Source organism: Flavivirga aquimarina, from assembly GCF_030540835.1.
GTDB lineage: Bacteria > Bacteroidota > Bacteroidia > Flavobacteriales > Flavobacteriaceae > Flavivirga > Flavivirga aquimarina.
The window spans coordinates 60,489-80,427 of the sequence record NZ_JAUOEK010000140.1 but is presented as its reverse complement, the minus strand read 5'-3'; the positions used below and the strand labels follow the sequence as shown (position 1 = coordinate 80,427).

The window sequence follows — 19,939 nt, the reverse complement described above, 5'->3', positions numbered from 1 at the left end:
CCTTTAGTAAACAAGAACTATCTCACGCATTAGTCTCCGTTCTTTTAAATCGGTTACAAAGGACCAAATAGAATTTTAGAGTTTACTACCTATTAAAGGTTTTAGTCAAAGTAACCATAAACTTAAAACATAAAATTATGAAAATTAAAGAGACTATTGGAATTGACATCAGTAAACTGACCTTGGATGTAAGGGTTCATAGCAGCCAAGTGTTCCACGTTTTTGAAAACACATTGAAAGATTATGGAAAAATGTTGAAGTGGGTGAGAAAGAATACCCGTTTTTTAAACTCGGAAACGATATTCGTTTTCGAGCATACAGGACTTTATTCATATGGTCTGTCCGCGTTTTTGTCCGAACATAATATTCCCTTTGCAGTGATCTCAGGGCTGGAAATAAAAAAGTCTTTGGGAATAGTTAGGGGAAAGAACGATAAAATTGATGCCACTAAAATAGCCTTATATGCTTATAGACTCAGGGATGAAATTACTCTGTTCCAAATGCCGACCAATGAAATCAATAGATTAAAACGGCTACTTTCATTGCGAGATCGGATGGTAAAGCACAGGGCAGGTTATAAAAATTCTTTTGGGGAATATCAGAGACTGTTCTGCAGAGTTGAAAACAGAAGCTTCTTTCAATCCCAGAAGAAGTTGATCCGGTGCTTGTCAATTGAGATTAAAGCTATTGAGGATCAAATGAAGAAAATCATTGATAGTACCTCTAAACTGAAGGAGCTGTACGGGCTCATAACTAGTATTAAGGGTATAGGGTCTCAAACAGCCTTGTTTTTAATCGTTTATACCAATGGCTTTACAAAGTTTAAAAACGCTCGAAAATTTGCCTCTTATTGTGGGATTGCACCATTTCCGTATTCTTCAGGAACTAGTATTCGAAGGAGGACCAAGATAAGCCACTTTGCCAATAAAAAAATAAAGAGTCTGCTTGATATGTGCGCCAAAACTGCTATCCAATATAATGTTGAAATGAAATTATATTATGAGCAGAAAGTTGAAGAAGGAAAAAATAGAAGAAGTACAATAAATGTCATAAGAAACAAATTATTAGCTAGGGTTTTTGCAGTAGTACAAAGAGGAACTCCTTATGTAGATATTAAAAAATATGCTGCTTGAAATAAATCAATAAATTTATCGGTAAAAATTTGTTTTAACCATAGAATGCCTTTATACTCGCTTTCATACTTTAAAAAGGATTCGAGATTATGGATAAATGCACCAGTAATTTTTTCCACAGCTATATTATCAATCTTATATTTTTTGCGTAAGAATATTTTAATTAAGTTTTTGGCTCGATCATATTTTTGTAAAGAAGCAGGAGAGCGCTCTCCATATTCCACTTTTCTTTCAAAATCTTTATTATGAATATCAAATATGTCAAGTAAACCTATTTTGGTTTTAGTTTTGACTTGCTTTTTTCCAAGAATCTCAATTTTAATTTCATTAAGATTAATAGTAGCATTGTTTTTAAGTAATAAATTGAATTTTGTTTCAAATAACATAGTCAGTGAGTCTAGAGAAGCTTTGATGACTTTTTCTTTTTGAACCCTTAAAGGCCCTCTTAAATTACTGGTAAATTTCCAACGCTCTTTACTAATGTATTTACCAGTGCTCATGGTAATACTTTTACCTTGATAAGAAATTTTGGCGTAAATGGGGCATTCGTCATTACTATTTGACTTTTCCGATTTGATAAAATAAATAATTTTAAGCATAGCTTAGTTTTTAAATTAGTACTAATTGATTTAAAAACATTTTGATAGCCTAATGTTTTAGGCGAATTCGCTGCGAATTCTTAAAAAGTAGTTACCCTAAGTTTGGAATCGAACCTAAAATGCGATAGGGTAACCAATAGGGTAACTAAACTATGCGTTTTTATGTGCGATTTGAAAATAGTCAAAAAAAGAAAAACCCTTTAAACACTGAGTTTAAAGGGTTTTTGAAATTTTATGTTTCTTTTGAAACATCGTTTCAGCGGAGAAAGAGGGATTCGAACCCCCGGAGGTGTGACCCTCAACAGTTTTCAAGACTGCCGCATTCGACCACTCTGCCATTTCTCCTTGAGTGCCTCATCAGGTATTCCCTGAATGCGGGTGCAAATATAGAACGCTTTTTTAATTCTTTCAAATAAAAAGCAAACTTTTTAAAAAAATAATCTAGGGTTATTTGTCTTGATTTATTTTATCCTTTAATATGGTGAAAAACAAAATATCAAACCTTATTTTTGCACATATATTTATGCAAAATGGATACTATAAAACAGTTGCAATGGCGGTATGCTACTAAAAAATTTAATAAAAGCAAGAAGCTCACAAGCACAAAGCTTAATATTTTAAAAGAAGCCTTTAATTTAACAGCAACTTCTTTTGGGCTTCAAACCATTAAATTAATAATTGTCGAAAATAAAGATTTACGAACTTCGTTAGTTAAACATTCATTTAATCAGAAACAAATCTTGGATGCTTCTTATTTGTTGGTGATTTGCATTCAAAATGATATTAGCGAAGAAGATATAAATGCGTATTATGATACTATTAAATCTATTAGAAAAACACCAGATACGATTTTAGACCCTTATAGGTTAGAACTAATTGATATGATGAAAAACATGTCTGTTGAAGAACGGCAATCATGGTCAAAAAACCAAGCCTATATTGCTCTGGGTAATTTGATGACGGTATGTGCTGTTGAAGGGGTAGATTCTTGTCCTATGGAAGGTTTTTTACCGAAAGAATATGATACTATTTTAGGATTGGACAAGCTCAATTTAAAATCGGTGTTGTTATTACCTGTCGGATATAGAGCAGATGACGATATGTTTTCTGAATTTGAAAAAGTTAGGATGCCAATTGACGACACAATCATTGAATTATAAATTAAATTACAACTATATTATTACTATTTATGCCAGGATTTGAATTATTTGGAGAATTAGAACGTAAGGAAGTTAATGATGTTTTAGACAATGGCGTTTTAATGCGTTATGGTTTTGATGGAATGCGTAAAGGACATTGGAAATCGAAAGAACTTGAAACAGCATTACAACAATCTTTTAAAACGGAACATGTACAACTTGTTTCGAGCGGAACAGCTGCCGTTTCTGTAGCATTGGCATCTGCCGGAGTTGGAGCAGGAGACGAGGTTATTATGCCGGTATTTACTTTTGTAGCGAGTTTTGAGGCTATTATGATGCTTGGCGCTATTCCTGTTTTAGTTGATATTGATGATACGCTGGCGATAGACCCTAAAGCAGTTGAAGCTGCGATTACTCCCAAAACGAAAGCCGTTATGGTGGTGCAAATGTGTGGGAGTATGGGGAATATGGATGCCATACAAGCCGTTTGTAATACCCATAATTTATTACTGGTTGAGGACGCTTGTCAAGCCATAGGAGGTACATATAAAGGCAAGCCATTAGGAAGTATTGGAGACCTTGGTTGTTTTTCTTTTGATTTTGTAAAAACAATTACATGTGGTGAAGGAGGTGCGGTTATTACAAATAATAAAGCATATTATACAAATGCAGATCATTATAGCGATCATGGTCACGATCATAAGGGTAACGATAGAGGGGCAGAAACACACCCGTTTTTAGGGTATAACTTTAGAATTTCAGAACTGCACTCGGCTGTAGGATTAGCTCAAATAAAGCGATTACCAGAGTTTTTAACTATACAAAAGAAGCACTATACAATTATTAGAGAGGTTTTATCTCAAATTCCTGAAATTACTTTTAGAACAGTTCCAGAAGGAGGAGAAGAAAGTTATGCCTTTTTAAACTTTTACTTACCGGATTTAGAAAAAGCTCGAAAAGTATCAGAAGCTTTTAAACAAAATGGTATCGATGCCTGTTTTCATTATTATGATAATAATTGGCATTATATTAGAAAGTGGGATCATTTAACAAATTTGAAGTCGTTATTTCCAATATCAGCAGAAGTTAAAGAAGGTCTTGAATATCTTAAAACAAAAAACTTTGCAAAATCAGATGATTATATTGCGAGAAATATTTCTTGTTTAATAAAATTATCTTGGACAGAAGAAGAAGTTAAAACAAGAGCCAATAATATGTTTAAAATTATTTCTACAATATAGCCTACAACATTGAAATTACAAACCTAATAATTACCCAATCTTTTAAAATTGTATATGATGAAAAAATACATATTAATTATCCTATGTTTTAGCTTTAACCTTGTTTTATCTCAAAACCAGTATGACACGTTTTGGAATTCATTATTAAATAATGATAGAGCATCTGCAAAAACGACTTTTAAAAATCTGAAAACAGAAGATATTAAAGGGCTTGTAATTAATGAGATTTTAAGAGAAGAAAACGGGCAATTCGTTGCAAATGAATCTTTTATTAATAAGTTTTTAAGTCAAAAAGATTTCGAATATTATTTATATGCATTATGGAATAAGACTTATTTTTTTGATACTTATTTGGCAACAGGGTTAAACGAGAAAAATAAACGAATATTAAAAGAAGTTTCAAAAGCAGATTTGAGTAACAATACTATTAAAGATGCAATTACTTACCTAAACTCTATATTTGTTCGGCATGAAAATGATTGGAAAACTTATTTTGAATTAAATAATTCTATCAAAGTAATAAAAGACTGGCAATTCTGTGGCGTTTTTGAGAATCTTAATAAAAGTGGACTAGATAGAAACTATGAACCCGAAGCATTAGCATACAGCAAGAATGATTTTGATGCAAAAAGTAACGGATTTGTAAATTGGTATAAGGCAAAAAATACAAGAGAAGCTTATCAGTTTTTTTCCAATCATGATGAATTTGGGGCAGGGGTAAATTATGCACAAACATTTATATCGACAGAAAAAGACAGACGGATAACACTACGTATTGGTTGTGGATCTGCATTTAAAGTTTGGTTGAATGATGTTTTACTATATGAAAATCAAGAAGATGTAATCACCGAACTTGATGCCTATAAGTTAAATCTAACTATCCCAAAGGGAGATAATAGACTACTGATTAAGTTAGCAGAAAGTAACTCTTTAAGTTATTTTATTGCCAAAGCAACAGACACTTTAGGTAATGAAATTGAAGGTTTAAAATATTCAGCTGATATAAAAGAGTATAGAAAGAGTACGCACACACAAATAAAACCTGTTTTTTTAACTAATGAGTTTGAAGATTATTTTAAAAACAAAGTGGAAAAATTCCCGAATGATTTCTTTTATACTTACTGCCTGAGTAATACATATTTAAGGAACTCAAAATATAAAGAGGCTAAAGAGGTATTACAGCCATTTGTAGATAAATACCCTAAGAGTTCGCTGGTTAGAAAAATGCTAATGACCATTTATAGCAAAGAAAGTGATAATAACAGCTATAATGAATTGAAGAAAAATTTGGAGTTAGATGACCCAGATTATTATTTACCAATGATCTTAAAAGTGGTTGACTATAAGGGGCTTAGTAGGATGAGCATGAAGGAGCTTGAGGCATTTCTAAATAAATTGAGAAAGACAGTTAATAATGAGATGCTACATTTAGCAGCCGACTTTGTTTATAATGCAAGAAAAGAAGATATGAGTGGTGTTAGGAAAAACTTAGATGATTTAACTAAGTTGAGTAAGCACAATTTGAGTTTGAGATTAAGATATATACCGCTTTATTCAACGTTGTTTAAAGAGGATGATAAAACAATTAGCTTATTAGAAGATATTAATGAGGATTTTTCAGATATGTCAGCAACTTTGATGTTATCAAGGTATTATGATAAGCAGAACAAAAAAAATAAAGTCATAAAATTGTTGTCAAAGGATATTGATTACTTAAATAATGATAATACTTATTTACTAAGTTTAATTAAAAAACTACATGCCTACCAGATGTATAAAGAGTCAATGCCATATATAGAAATGGCATTGCATAATTTCCAATATTCATTCCAAATTCTAGAGTTGAAAGGAGATGCTTTGGTACAACAGAACAAAATAGATGAAGCAATAAAAGCTTATGAGTATTCATTAAAGTTTAATAGTGCTAAAAGCTCCTTAAGAAAAAAGATAAAAGATTTAAAGAATGAACCAAATGTATTGGATGATTTTGTAATAAAGGATGTTTATTCATACATAGAAAAAAACAGAAAAAAAATAGAGTCTAATAATTACGGATATAATATATTATTAGACGATTGTAATATAGAGTTATATAGTGAAGGAGGAGGGAAGTATAGATTTACTTTTGTTTATGAAATAACTTCTGATTCTGGTGTAGAGACTTTTAAAGAATATGATTTAGGATTATCGGGTAGTTATTATATTAGTAAATCTGAAATTGTAAAAAGCGATAAAAGTGTAGTCCCAGCAGAAAAAAGTGGATCTAATCTTGTTTTCAATGGTCTGTCTGTTGGAGATATTGTCCATATAGATTATGAAAGTTCATTCTCTAGTACTGGCCGTTTTTACAAAGATTTCACTGATAATTTTATGTTTAATTCCTTTCATCCAACATTGAAATCTTCTCTAAATTTAATTGTGCCTAAAAAGTACAAACTACATTATAAAGTTGTGAATGGTAACTTAGAGCCTACAATATCTCAAATAGGGAATTTTGATGTGTATAACTGGACCGTAAATAATCTGGATGGGCTTTCTCAAACAGAGAGGTATATGCCAAATGCTTATGATGTAGCTAGATATTTACATATAAGTACAATATCAGATTGGAATGAAATTTCAGAATGGTATTCAGATTTAGTAAGATCGAGTATAGAAGAGACTACTGTTGTTAAAAACGCTTTTAATGAAATCTTTCCAGAAGGTTTTTTGCAACTTACAGAAGATGAAAGAGCTAAAGTTATTTATAACTATATAAAAAATAATTTTACTTATAGTTATGTAAGTTTTAAACAAAGTGGATTTGTTCCTCAAAAGCCAACAAAAACTATAAAAACTAATTTAGGAGACTGCAAAGACTTTTCAACTTTATTTGTAACCCTGGCAAACATGGCAGAATTAAAATCTAATTTGGTTCTAATTTTAACTTCAGATAATGGACAGAATAATTTAGTATTACCAGGGACAGGTTTCAATCATTGCATTGTTAAAGTAAAAATTGATGGCAAAGATCAATTTTTAGAACTTACAGATAAATATTTGCCATATAAATCATTGCCAACTTCATTGCGAGATGCGACAGGATTAGAAATACCTTTTAAATCTGATTCTGATAAAAAATATGATTTATTTAAATTAAATAATATTAATAGGGACAGAGGAAGTCTGTCCAATGATGTGGATGTTATTGTTAAATCTGATAAGATTAAAATGAAGATTAATACTATATTTAAAGGACATCTTAATTCGTATTATGCGGAAATTTTATCTGAGCCAAATTTAGAGGTTGTTAAAAAATCTGTTTTTGATGATTTAAACTCGCAAATTAGTGAAGACTTTGTTTTAGATAAATTGTATAATGCAGAAAGGGTAGATAATGATAAGGTCATTAAATATACCTCAGATATAACTATAAATAAAAAAGCGAATAAAATAGGTCCTATTAATATTTTACAATTGCCTAAAGTTTCAAACCCTTATACAAATGATATAATAAGTCTTGAAAACAGGAAGTACCCTATAGAATATATTCAATATGAAAACCTTGATGAATATTCCAATACTTATAATATATTTATAAATGAAGGTTTAAAATTTATTGAAATACCTAAGAGTAATAAATTTACTTTTAAAAAACACTCTTATGCTATAACTTATTCTTTAATAAAAGATAACCATTTGAGGGTAACTATGCATGCTGAAACGCCTAGTGATAATATTAGCGTAAAAGATTATAATGCATTTAAAAGTTATGTAAAATCTATATTAGAAGCAGAACAAGAGTTTATTGGATATAGGTAAACTAATAGTTAATATTTTATATAGTCTACAATTTCTAAACCATAGCCTATTAAACCAACACGTTTAGTATGTGCTTCGGTATTAGAAATTAATTTTAGTTTATGAATATTTAAATCATGTAGTATTTGAGCACCGATGCCAAAGTCTTTAATATCCATTTCAATACGAGGAGCTTTAGTTAATTTACCAGCCACTTGATTTTCTTTTAAAACATTTAAACGCTTTAAGATATTCCTGCTCTGGATTTGCTGATTAATAAATAAGATAGCCCCTTTGCCTTCATCATTAATAACCTTAAACATATCATCTAATTTCTTGTCGAGGTTATTTGTAAGTGTACCTAAAATATCGTTGTTAACTAATTTAGAATTTATTCTTGTTAGTACATTTTCATCATCTTTCCAACTCCCTTTAGTTAATGCTATATGTACTTGATTATTAGTTGTTTGATTGTAGGCTCTTAATCTAAAACTTCCAAAGCGAGTTTCTATTTGAAAGTCTTCCTTTTTTTCAATTAAAGAGTCGTGTTGCATTCTATAAGCAACTAAATCTTCGATAGAAACGATTTTTAAATCCAGTTTTTTAGCAACGTCCATAAGTTCCGGTAAGCGCGCCATAGTACCATCTTCATTCATGATTTCTACGATAACACCGGCAGGCTTTAAACCTGCTAATCTTGCAAAATCAATGGCAGCTTCGGTATGCCCTGTTCTTCTTAAAACACCACCTTCTTTAGCTACTAAAGGAAAGATGTGTCCTGGTCGTGCTAATTCAAATGGTTTCGTATCTGGATTGATTAAAGCTTTAACCGTTTTGGCTCTGTCGCTTGCAGAAATACCTGTTGTAACACCATCACCTCTTAAATCTACCGAAACTGTAAAAGCAGTTTCCATAGGATCGGTATTATTACGCACCATCATATTAAGCTCTAGCTCTTTACATCTGTTTTCTGTCAACGGTGTACATATAAGACCTCTGCCGTGAGTCGCCATAAAGTTTATCATTTGTGGTGTTACCTTATCGGCAGCAGCGACAAAATCACCCTCATTTTCACGATTTTCATCGTCAACAACAATAATCACTTTGCCATTTCTAATATCGTCAATAGCTTCGTGTATGGTGTTTAATTTAAATTTAGAGGTAGTTTTTTGTGTCATGGTATCTTCTGCAATCATAGTGCAAAGGTATTGTTAAATTTTTGATCTAATTTATTTGATTTAAATCTTCTTTAATTTTTTTTCTTTGAAGAAAGAAATAAACTGCATATAATGGTAGACCAACAAGAATAAAAATAATGGCATTGTTGATCGAGCTTTTATCAATCAGTTTATTAAAATTAGATTGATTGTTGAATGACTTTATTAAAGCAATAAGATAGATGACTGCTATTGTGTTACCTATAACAACTAATGTAATTCCAAGTGTGGGGAAGGTGTTGTTCTTTAAAATAAAACCTGCTAAGTTTAAAATTGCAGCAATGATGTATAGAATAAAAGCTAGTTTAGAATCCTCTTCAAAAGCAGATGTTAAGCGAATAGCTTCTTCATACTTCTGATTTGAAAAATTACCACTAATTTTTAATTCTTGTTTAGTAACGCCTCTACTTTCTAGTATAGATAATGACATGTCTTTATAACTCACATCATAATCATATTGTTTGTAGTTTTTAAGTATATCTATAAGCTTTTCATTGTTATAAGAGGCGAGTAGTTCATAGTCTTTTGAAGATACATCAAAATCGGCAGGTATAATTTTAACCTCCTTAGTTTTAATCCCAAATAGTTTTTTTAGCGGTTTCAAAATACCTTCACTTTCAAATAAACCTCTGTCTGCCGTAGCTCTTTTAGTTAAAAAGATTCCAAGTGGCAGCATGGTCAAGGTGGAAAACCAACTAGCTAATATAGGACTAAGGTTACCACTTTTTGCACTATTTGTTGCAAAAATACCAATAAAATGATAGGTTAAAAATAGTAGTATAGCTATTACCATAGGAAGGCCAATGCCTCCTTTACGTATTAAGGCACCTAATGGAGCTCCAACAAAAAACAGAATAATACAGGCAAACGCTAATGCGAATTTTTCATGTAATGATATAATATGTTTATTAAGCCCGATCTTAGAATTTTTCCTTGTTATTTCTTTTGAAGCAATAATTTGCTTGGCACTGGTAATCGATTTTTTGGCAAGATCGACCAACTCAGATTTTTGTGTGAGGCTAAAAATATCTAAAAGATTTCCAGTATAAATAGAATCATTATCCTTTTTAGTTGAAATCTTTTTAGAAACACCAGAGCGTTTAAATAAATTTGTTGAAAGTATTTGATAATCAGATTCTGCTTTTGCAGTGAGGGAATCTATGGTTTTGTTTAATCCTATAATATCAAGCATGTTGTATTTATCGGTTTGTGATTTTTCATCAAAATCGACATTATTAAGTTTAGATAAATCTATATTGATAATATATTTTTCAAAAGTACTTTTTGCAAACGGTTTTTTATTTCTTGCTTTTATCTTTTTAGGTGTTAAATCTGTATAATAATTACCATCAAATAATATAAGCTTTAAAACATTTGAGTTTTTTTCGCTAGCTAGTTCCCCAGTTTTAGATTTTATAGTAGTAGCATTTTTTTTGCCATCTTTTCCTTTAATATGTATGGTAATATCTGTTAAATATTGATCGTTATCACCATGTTTATCATCAAACTTTATATTATAAGTACCGACTTCGTTAAATTGGCCTTCGGCTAGTAACATAGCGGGTTTAAGTTTAGCAATGTTTCTGCGTAGGTTATAAGAGTTGAGTTCTGCCCAAGGAATAACATTATTTGAAAAGAAAAAGGTGATGATACCTAATGTAACGATAAAAATACTAAGCCCGGACATGGCGCGCTGTAACGAAATGCCTGTTGATTTCATGGCAGCAAATTCATAATTTTCTGCGAACGCCCCAAAAACCATAATTGATGCCAGTAATATAGTGAGCGGCAATACTAAGGGAATTAACTTGGGCATGAAGTAAACTAAAAATTTAACTATGACTATAATGTCCAAATCTTTACCAGCAAGTTCTTTAATATAAAGCCAAATAGTCTGCAAAATAAATATCAGCATGAGTATTATAAACACACTGATAAAAGTTTTAAGATATGTAGTTAAGATGTATCTGTCTAATATTTTCATCTGCTTACACGTATTGTTTTTTTATAGTCAGATGTAACATTTATATAAGAATCCTTTTTAAGGATAAAAATATTTTTAAAATTGATTAGTACCAGTTTCACAAGTATTTAGTTAATCTAATTTATTAATGTAATAATCTTTATACTTGTTGGCATCAAAGGTAAATAAGGTTTCCGATAAAGGCTCATTTGTTTTAAAAGAATTAACAGTGAATGTTGTTTTTGTACCGTTTTTTCCAAGTTGTATTAAATTGTATATATGTTTGGTTTGAGCATCGATACCTAACAGAATATATTTTATTTCAGAGTTTGAGTCAATAGGTGTTAATTTGATATACTGTATTTTTCTGCCTTTTATGTTTTGTTCTATATCCAAATCATACATGTAACCATCTTCATAAAAAGACAACATTTTACTTGGTGTTATAGCGCCTTCTTCCTCATCTTTTTCTGATGAAATAGTTACTTCTTCATCTTCAGGGCTTATAGTATAAAGTGTTTTTCCATCGTAAAGACGTGTAACTCCGAGAATATTTAATTTATATTTATCACCCTTTAGGGTAACATCTCCTCTGGTTTCCTGTTTTATATTTTCGGATGTGTTTTCTAGTGTGTATTTAAAGCCTATTGAAATACTTTCATAGCTTTTTACTTTTTTAGAAACGTTATTTAATAATGTTTTGGCTTTGTTTTGTGCGAAAGCATTAACAGTTAAAAGAATAAATAAGTATGTGGTAATATGTTTCATTTTCAAATTTTAATTATATCTCATTTTCTAAATGTTGATCTAAGGCAATGAGGTCGGTAATCAAAACTTGTCTTGCCTTACTACCCTCAAAAGGACCTACTATGCCCGCCGCTTCTAATTGATCAATTAATCTACCTGCTCTATTGTAGCCCAGTTTCAGTTTTCGCTGCAATAATGAAGCAGATCCCTGTTGTGCTGTTACAATAACGACTGCGGCATCTTTAAATAGTTTATCTCTATCTGATATGTCTATATCAATACCTGTGCCACTTTCTTCACCTACATATTCTGGTAAGAGGTAGGCATCTGGGTAGGCTTTTTGAGACCCTATATAATCGGTTATCTTTTCGACTTCTGGTGTATCTACAAAAGCACATTGTATACGAATAACATCATTACCTTGTGTAAAAAGCATATCACCACGACCAATTAATTGGTCGGCTCCAGAGCCATCTAAAATAGTTCTTGAATCTATTTTTGAAGTTACTCTAAATGCTATACGAGCAGGAAAGTTTGCTTTTATAATACCAGTAATAACATTTACAGATGGTCGTTGTGTTGCTATGATTAAGTGGATTCCTATCGCTCTGGCTAATTGGGCTAAACGCGCTATAGGAGTTTCAACCTCTTTTCCAGCTGTCATAATTAAATCTGCAAACTCATCAACAACTAAAACAATGTATGGTAAAAATTGATGTCCATCATTGGGGTTTAATTTACGAGCCTTAAACTTTGCATTGTACTCCGCAATGTTTCTACACATTGCATTTTTTAAAAGCTCGTAACGGTTATCCATTTCAATACATAAAGAATTTAATGTATTTATAACTTTAGTATTATCAGTTATAATGGCATCTTCACTATCTGGTAGTTTAGCTAAATAATGACGTTCGATTTTATTAAAAAGTGTCAGTTCTACTTTTTTAGGGTCGACTAAAATAAATTTAACTTCTGCCGGGTGTTTTTTATATAGTAGAGACGTTAAAACAGCGTTTAAACCTACCGATTTACCTTGTCCGGTAGCACCAGCCATTAATAAATGGGGCATCTTTGCAAGGTCGACTACAAAGGTTTCATTACTAATCGTTTTTCCTAACGCTATAGGAAGTTGCATTTCTGAAGTTTGAAACTTTTTAGATGCAATAACCGATCGCATAGAAACAATCGTAGCGTTCTTATTTGGTACTTCTATCCCTATAGTACCTTTTCCAGGGATAGGAGCAATAATACGAATACCGAGAGCAGATAGTGATAAAGCAATATCGTCCTCTAAATTTTTAATTTTTGAAATACGAATTCCGGCTTCTGGAACTATTTCATATAAAGTAACAGTAGGGCCTATAGTCGCTTTAATACTGGCAATACCAATTTTATAATTGCTTAAAGTTTCAACAATTTTATTCTTGTTCTCCTCTAATTCCTCTTGATTTATGGTGATGCTTTCAGAATCATATTTTTTTAAGAGATCCAGAGGTGGAAATTGATATTTTGCTAACTCAAGAGTAGGGTCGAATAGTCCAAAATCATCCACTAATTTATTCGCTAAATTATTGGTTTCAGAAACTTCTTCTGCAATTTCTTCGACTTTCATTTCAACTTCTGGTTCTTCTTCCTCTTCTTTTGGAACTACTTTAACTTCCAAAGGAGCTACATCTTTTTCAGGTTTCTCTGTGGCGGTATTTTGCAGCGGAATTTCAAAAGCAGATTTTATAGATTCGGCTTCTTCAGATAAATTATTGTCTAAAGGAATAATCAAATCATTTTTTAAGTCAGAAACTTCATTTTTAATATCCTTTTTAGCAGATTTAAAAATGTTAGCTAAACTTTCAAAAGTGACTCTAAAACGAATGGCTAAATAAGTTATTAACCCTAATAAAAGTAAGAGTAAAACACCTATTTTACCAATATAATCTTGAAGATATGAGTTGACTTCGAAACCTATAGTACCACCAAGGAAATCTGTTTTGTTTCCGAAAAAACCTAAAAGAACAGATAACCAAATAGTAATTAAAATACCCCAAAACCAATGTTTTCTTAATTTAGATTTATTAAGATTCATTAAAACATATATCCCAGATAAAAAGATTAATCCGGAGTATATAAATGAAGCAACACCAAAACCACGTTGAATAAAAAACTCACTAACCCAGGCACCAAATTGACTTACCCAATTTTGAGTCCCCGAAGTTCTGGAAGGAAATGTATTTATAATACTTTGGTCTGCTTCTCCTGTGAAGAAATACGAGACAAAAGCGATACACAACCAAACACCACATATAACGAGTAAACTACCAAAAACCAACTTTTGCTGATTTGAAAGCTTAAAACTTGGCTTTTTAATTTTTTGTTTTGGTGGTTTTTTAGTCTTGGTTCTTTTCTTCGCCATTAATGCGTTGTTAGTTTAAACAAAAATACAAATTACTAACGTTTATCCTAAAGGTATAGTATTTAAAAAATCTTTGGGATATAAATAATAAAACCAATAATGATAGCAAAAAAAGAGGCGATAAAAACAGCACCGGCTGCGATATCTTTTATAAGCCCTATTTTATTGTGATGTTCTGGATGAATAAAATCGGCTATGGCTTCTATCGCAGTATTTACACCTTCTATACTCATTACAACCCCTATGCATAGCAGTTGAATAACCCATTCGGTGGGTGAAATATTATAATAAAACCCTACGAATGTAAGTATTATAGCAATTACAAATTGTATTTTAATACTAGCCTCTGTTCTTAACAGTAGTAAAGCACCTTTAAAAGCATAACCAACACTTTTTAACCGATTTACTATAAAGGATTCTTTTTTTGCCATCTACTAAAGAAGGTTTAATATATTATAAAGCTTCAAGAGCTGCTGCATAGTTTGGTTCATCGACAGTTTCCGGAACTTGCTCAGTATATTTTACAGTACCATTTTCATCTACTATTATAACGCTTCTAGAATGTAGCGCTTCTAATGGGCCTGTGATAAAATTCAATCCGTAGGCTTTTCCAAAACTACCATCTTTGTAATCGGATAAACTAATTACGTTATCTAATCCTTCGGCACCACAAAAGCGAGCATGTGCAAATGGTAAATCGTGAGAGATACATAGTACTTTAGTGTTTTCTAATTGACTAGCTTCTTTGTTAAATTGTCTAACAGATTGCGCACAAGTACCTGTGTCTATGCTGGGAAAAATATTTAAAACTAATTTTTGCCCTTTAAAATCGTTTAAAGTTTTAGTTGATAAATCGGTTGCTGTTAATGTGAAATCTGGAGCTGAACTTCCTACTAGTGGTAAGTTTCCAGATGTTTCTATCGAATTTCCTTTTAAGGTAACTGTTGCCATAATTTATGTATTTAATTAAACTTTAAAAATAAGCATATAAAGTTGTTTTGAAATACTAATTCTTGAAATTATTATAAAACAATTGAAATCATTGTAAAAAACTATTGAAAATAATATATCGATAAATTTTAACTATTATTTTATAACTTATAAATATAAATAAAACACTAATTTTTCTTACTTAAAAATTAAGTTTGTTTAAGCGAATTAAAATAATCAATAAAATAAAATATAAATGGATACAAAAAGTGGTGATATTAGTAAATGCCCATTTATGGGTGGGACTCAAAAAGAAACGGCAGGTAGTGGTACAAGAAATAGAGATTGGTGGCCAAATGAACTAAAATTAAATATCCTCCGTCAAAATGGCGTGAAGTCTAATCCGATGGGAGAGGAATTTAATTATACTGATGCATTTAATAGTGTTGATTTTCCAACTTTAAAGCAAGAAGTTATTGATTTAATGACAGACTCGCAAGACTGGTGGCCAGCAGATTATGGACATTATGGCCCTTTTATGATTCGTATGGCATGGCATAGTGCAGGGACTTATCGTGTAGGTGATGGTCGTGGTGGTGGTGCTACAGGAAACCAACGTTTTGCTCCATTAAATAGTTGGCCAGATAATGGAAATTTAGATAAAGCCCGTTTATTGCTTTGGCCAATAAAAAAGAAATATGGTAAGAAAATTTCCTGGGCCGATTTGTTGATTCTTGCAGGTAATTGTGCTTTAGAATCTATGGGCTTTAAAACATTTGGTTTTGCAGGTGGTCGTGAAGATATATGGGAGCCGGAACAAGATGTTTATTGGGGATCGGAAACTGAGTGGTTAGGTAATAAAGAACGGTTTGAAGATGGTGAAGATCTAGAAGGGCATTTAGGAGCGTCACATATGGGGCTAATTTATGTAAATCCAGAAGGGCCAAACGGAGCATCAGATCCGTTAGGTACTGCCAAACTTATAAAAGAAACTTTTGGACGTATGGCTATGAACGATGAAGAAACCGTGGCTCTAACTGCCGGAGGTCATACCTTTGGTAAGGCACATGGTGCCGCAGATCCAGACAAATATGTAGGGGCTGAACCTGCTGGTGCTTCTATTGAAGAGATGAGCACCGGATGGAAAAACACGTATAATACGGGTGTTTTAAATGATGCTATTACAAGTGGTCTTGAAGGGGCTTGGACACCAAACCCTACTCAATGGGATCATGATTTCTTTGATGTGTTATTAAATTACGATTGGGAGTTAATCAAAAGTCCAGCGGGAGCAAACCAATGGACACCTACAAAAGAGTCACAAGCCAGAATGGCACCTACAGCAGGCGATGCTTCTAAGAAGCAAGCTTTAATGATGACCGATGCAGATATGGCCTTAAAAGTTGATCCAACGTATTTAGAAATTTCAAAACGTTTCCATAAAGATCACAAAGCTTTTGAAGATGCATTTGCACGTGCTTGGTATAAATTAACACATCGTGATATGGGGCCAATTTCTCGCTATTTAGGCCCCGAAGTACCTAACGAAGAATTATTATGGCAAGACCCTATTCCTGCGGTTGATTATACTTTGAGTCATAATGATATTTCATCTTTAAAACATGCGATTCTTGCTTCTGGTTTGTCTATATCGCAATTAGTAACCACTGCCTGGGCTTCGGCATCTACGTTTAGAGGTTCGGATATGCGCGGTGGGGCTAATGGAGGTCGTATTCGTTTGGCTCCTCAAAAAAACTGGGAAGTTAATAATCCTTTGGAGTTAGCAAAAGTGCTTGCTGTTTATGATGGTATTCAGAAAGATTTTAGTGGTACTATTTCAATAGCAGATTTAATTGTTTTAGGAGGTTCTGTAGGAGTAGAGCAGGCTGCTAAAAATGCTGGGCATGATGTAACTGTACCTTTTACGGGAGGTAGAGGAGATGCGTCTCAGGAACAAACAGATGTTGAATCTTTTGGACATTTAGAACCACAAGCTGATGGTTTTAGGAATTATATTAAATCGGATTTAAAAGTAGCTGCAGAAAATTTATTAGTGGATCGGGCTAACTTACTAACGCTTTCTATTCCGGAAATGACAGTTTTAATAGGCGGTTTACGTGTGTTAGGTGCTAATTATGATGGATCTAATCATGGCGTATTTACAGATAATGTTGATAGTTTAACTAATGATTTCTTTACGAATATTCTAGATTTCACCTATACATGGAAAGCAACTTCTAATGATGATACATTATTTGAAGGTAGTGACCGTAGAACAGGAGTTGTGAAATTTACTGGAACCCGAGCCGATTTAATTTTCGGATCGAATACTGAGTTAAGAGCTGTTGCAGAAGTTTATGGTGCCGATGATGCTCAAGAGAAATTTGTAAACGATTTTGTTAAAGCCTGGACTAAGGTTATGAACTTGGATCGTTTTGATTTAGATTGATATTTTAAGTGACTAATAATAGTTAAATTGGGGTATGTGTTTAGTTATGCTTATCCCAATTTTTATACAACTAAATTATATATGAACAATACAGATACTTTTTTTGGCGCCATACAGTCAGGTAATAAAGAACAGGTTGAAACGCTGCTCAAATCAAATCCAGATTTGGTAAATGCTAAAGATGCCAGAGGTTTTACACCCTTGATTTTTGCGTCTTATTTTGATAAAGAAGCTATAGTAAAAACGTTAATAGAACATAATGCTCCTATTGATACTACTGATGCTTCGGGGAATACGGCTTTAATTGGTGTATCATTTAAAGGGAATATAGCTTTAGCAGCATATTTAATACGAAGCGGAGCACATGTGAATGTTAAAAACTCCAATGGAACGACACCTTTAATTTTTGCATCTATGTATAATCAACAAGATATGGTTGCATTGCTGTTAGAGCATAAGGCAGATAAGGGCCTTAAGGATAATGAGGGTAAAATCGCTTTGGATTATGCTAAGGAAAAAGGATTTGGAGATATTGTTGGGTTTTTGGAATAGTACAATTTATACAGTTTGGATTTCTGTTCTATTTGCAAGCGTGGATTTACAATCCGTGATTTTTTGTCTTAGCCTTAAAAATATAGGACATAGCAACTTGTGGGTACCAGCTACAAACTGGCACCCAATGTCATTAAATTAAGGCTATTTATGTCTGTTCGAGCGCAGTCGAGAACTCATCATTCTAATAAATAAAGAGGTTTCGACTGCGCTCAACCGGACAATTGAGGTGTTAAAACCCTTAACTTAATGACATTGAACTGGCACCAGTAGGAGTGTTTTTATTTTTTTATTTATAGCCAAAAAGTTTTTTTAATTTGAGGTATGCCTTTTTTTTAAGCTTCTTAACGGTATTAACAGAAATAGATAATTCATTGGCAATCTCATTATTGGTATAATCTTTTATACCCAATTTAATTACTTCTTGAGATGTTTTATCTGGTAAGGCATCTACAACATTATTTATAATAGCAGTTGTTTCAATAACCACAGCTTGAGACATAAAAAAGGATTCCAATTTGTAAATTTCCTTATTTACAAGCAAAAAAGGTTCTGTACCTGTATCTTCTTTGCATGCTATAAAATCCAGGCATTTATTTTTAATAGCATTGTAACAATAGCCCGTAGCATGGTTATGGTTAACAAAAGCGATGTTATCCTTCCATAGATTAAGAAACACGTCCTGTACCAGATCTTTGGCAAGTTCCATATCGTTAACATACCTATAAGCAAGTACGCAAAGTTGTGGATATAAGCTTTTAAAAAGCTCTTGAAAAGGAACGTCTTTCTGGCTATTATTTAACATGGGTAATCTTATTGGATTTTATACATAAAAGTAGCGCATCGAGAATCGTACCTATAGGAATAGAATCTCTAGAGTTGACAAATGAAGCCGGGAAAAAAGAAAAAAAGGCATTAAACTCTTTGGCGGATAAAGGTTTGGATTGTGAGTTACCTTCTGGGTAATCGTAAAAAGTTGCAACAATTTTTAACCCCAATTTGCAATGTTTTATAACAGTTTTAGATAACCCAGACCTATCTAATAACACAAACAATGTAGCAATAATAGCATAATGATTAGGTATGTTTAAACAATCTGGGGATGCAAGGGCTACTGTTTTTTCCATAAATAATTACATTATTTTATAATTAGTAATACTTAAAAAATGTAAGTTGAAAATACCAGAAGGTTAATTCTGCCTAAAAAATGAGGTATATACCTTATAAACCCTTTTATATATGGAAATAAAAAAGGCGTGGAACTCAACTTATCGCATCAGAGGTACTAGTATACCGAGCAACAATAAGCGAGCCCACGCCTAAAGACGTGAGCATCTTACTTATCTTCTCGTTGCTTAAAAATTACTAGTTTTCTGATACGAGATTCAAAGCGATGACTTCAAATATTTTCTATACGAAGAATCGCAAATATAAAAATTACAGTTCAATACTAATAGAACTGATTAAAAAACAAATATAAAAATAATTATCATATTGTCAAATTTGACAATTATTATTTTGAAAAAAACCACAACTTCACAAAGTGAAGAAAACGAACAAAGCATATTACAAGGCGTTTGGAAAGCATCTGAAATTATTACTTGAAAAGTATAATAAAGACGTCATGACAGTTGCTTCAATAGGTAAAATAGAACCTAAGCAAGTATATCGTGTGCTAAAAGGAGAGCATGGAGCTTCTATGAAAACAATCTTGTCTTTAGCTGAAGGCTTAGAAATCCATCCCAAAGAATTATTTGATTTTGAATTATAGAAAGGTAACTT

16 protein-coding genes and 1 tRNA gene are annotated in these 19,939 nt (G+C 32.1%); 7 read left to right on the top strand and 10 right to left on the bottom strand.

All coding sequences use genetic code 11. The features are described 5' to 3' along the window. The first annotated feature begins 137 nt into the window (after positions 1-137). On the top strand, positions 138-1,133 hold the full coding sequence (locus Q4Q35_RS14625; protein WP_303278739.1) for an IS110 family RNA-guided transposase: 996 nt from the start codon (positions 138-140) through the stop codon (positions 1,131-1,133). Here the strand turns inward: Q4Q35_RS14625 and Q4Q35_RS14620 are convergent. Together Q4Q35_RS14620 and Q4Q35_RS14615 are read right to left on the bottom strand one after the other, a co-directional pair. After that, a complete protein-coding gene (locus tag Q4Q35_RS14620; protein WP_303278738.1) occupies positions 1,103-1,732 on the bottom strand; it encodes a phage integrase SAM-like domain-containing protein in 630 nt (209 codons plus the stop codon). The two genes, Q4Q35_RS14625 and Q4Q35_RS14620, sit on opposite strands and share 31 nt — an antisense overlap. Positions 1,733-1,992: 260 nt before the next feature. Next, positions 1,993-2,077, bottom strand: a tRNA-Ser gene (locus Q4Q35_RS14615). Positions 2,078-2,262: 185 nt separating this feature from the next. Between Q4Q35_RS14615 and Q4Q35_RS14610 the strand changes: the two genes are divergently transcribed. Genes Q4Q35_RS14610 through Q4Q35_RS14600 form a run of 3 tightly spaced genes read left to right on the top strand, consistent with a single transcriptional unit; the run spans position 2,263 to position 7,913 of the window. After that, on the top strand, positions 2,263-2,892 hold the full coding sequence (locus Q4Q35_RS14610) for an NAD(P)H-dependent oxidoreductase (RefSeq protein ID WP_303278737.1): 630 nt from the start codon (positions 2,263-2,265) through the stop codon (positions 2,890-2,892). A gap of 29 nt (positions 2,893-2,921) precedes the next feature. After that, complete coding sequence (locus Q4Q35_RS14605) at positions 2,922-4,112, top strand: DegT/DnrJ/EryC1/StrS family aminotransferase (protein ID WP_303278736.1); 1,191 nt, start codon at positions 2,922-2,924, stop codon at positions 4,110-4,112. A 54-nt stretch (positions 4,113-4,166) separates the two neighbouring features. Beyond that, positions 4,167-7,913 (top strand): DUF3857 domain-containing protein, encoded by a 3,747-nt coding sequence (locus Q4Q35_RS14600; protein WP_303278734.1) that lies wholly within the window; start codon positions 4,167-4,169, stop codon positions 7,911-7,913. Positions 7,914-7,921: 8 nt separating this feature from the next. Here the strand turns inward: Q4Q35_RS14600 and ribB are convergent, their stop codons facing one another. The 6 genes from ribB to tpx form a co-directional block, all read right to left on the bottom strand. Further along, positions 7,922-9,088 carry a 3,4-dihydroxy-2-butanone-4-phosphate synthase gene (ribB, locus tag Q4Q35_RS14595; protein WP_437439749.1) on the bottom strand — a complete coding sequence of 389 codons (1,167 nt, stop codon included), beginning with the start codon at positions 9,086-9,088 and terminating at the stop codon, positions 7,922-7,924. Between the two features lie 28 nt (positions 9,089-9,116). Beyond that, positions 9,117-11,093, bottom strand: coding sequence for an LptF/LptG family permease (locus Q4Q35_RS14590; RefSeq protein ID WP_303278733.1), 1,977 nt, complete (start codon positions 11,091-11,093; stop codon positions 9,117-9,119). A gap of 111 nt (positions 11,094-11,204) precedes the next feature. Next, a complete protein-coding gene (lolA1, locus tag Q4Q35_RS14585) occupies positions 11,205-11,840 on the bottom strand; it encodes an outer membrane lipoprotein periplasmic chaperone LolA1 (RefSeq protein ID WP_303278732.1) in 636 nt (211 codons plus the stop codon). A 13-nt stretch (positions 11,841-11,853) separates the two neighbouring features. Further along, the gene (locus Q4Q35_RS14580) at positions 11,854-14,226 is read right to left on the bottom strand and encodes an FtsK/SpoIIIE family DNA translocase (protein ID WP_303278730.1); all 2,373 of its coding nucleotides are present in this window, start codon (positions 14,224-14,226) and stop codon (positions 11,854-11,856) included. A 62-nt stretch (positions 14,227-14,288) separates the two neighbouring features. After that, the gene (locus Q4Q35_RS14575) at positions 14,289-14,657 is read right to left on the bottom strand and encodes a diacylglycerol kinase (protein ID WP_303278729.1); all 369 of its coding nucleotides are present in this window, start codon (positions 14,655-14,657) and stop codon (positions 14,289-14,291) included. Positions 14,658-14,679: 22 nt separating this feature from the next. Continuing rightward, positions 14,680-15,177 (bottom strand): thiol peroxidase, encoded by a 498-nt coding sequence (tpx, locus tag Q4Q35_RS14570; protein WP_303278728.1) that lies wholly within the window; start codon positions 15,175-15,177, stop codon positions 14,680-14,682. Positions 15,178-15,412: 235 nt separating this feature from the next. Between tpx and katG the strand changes: the two genes are divergently transcribed. Both katG and Q4Q35_RS14560 read left to right on the top strand, forming a co-directional pair. Then, positions 15,413-17,605 (top strand): catalase/peroxidase HPI, encoded by a 2,193-nt coding sequence (gene katG / locus Q4Q35_RS14565; protein ID WP_303278727.1) that lies wholly within the window; start codon positions 15,413-15,415, stop codon positions 17,603-17,605. 81 nt (positions 17,606-17,686) lie between these two features. Beyond that, the gene (locus Q4Q35_RS14560) at positions 17,687-18,157 is read left to right on the top strand and encodes an ankyrin repeat domain-containing protein (RefSeq protein WP_303278726.1); all 471 of its coding nucleotides are present in this window, start codon (positions 17,687-17,689) and stop codon (positions 18,155-18,157) included. A 289-nt stretch (positions 18,158-18,446) separates the two neighbouring features. On the opposite strand, the gene Q4Q35_RS14555 is transcribed toward Q4Q35_RS14560, so the two are convergent. Continuing rightward, positions 18,447-18,962 (bottom strand): sigma-70 family RNA polymerase sigma factor, encoded by a 516-nt coding sequence (locus tag Q4Q35_RS14555; protein WP_303278725.1) that lies wholly within the window; start codon positions 18,960-18,962, stop codon positions 18,447-18,449. Next, positions 18,952-19,284, bottom strand: coding sequence for a hypothetical protein (locus Q4Q35_RS14550; protein ID WP_303278724.1), 333 nt, complete (start codon positions 19,282-19,284; stop codon positions 18,952-18,954). Before Q4Q35_RS14550 ends, Q4Q35_RS14555 begins: the two co-directional genes overlap by 11 nt. A 416-nt stretch (positions 19,285-19,700) precedes the next feature. Between Q4Q35_RS14550 and Q4Q35_RS14545 the strand changes: the two genes are divergently transcribed. Next, positions 19,701-19,928 (top strand): hypothetical protein, encoded by a 228-nt coding sequence (locus Q4Q35_RS14545; RefSeq protein WP_303278723.1) that lies wholly within the window; start codon positions 19,701-19,703, stop codon positions 19,926-19,928. Positions 19,929-19,939: the final 11 nt, after the last annotated feature.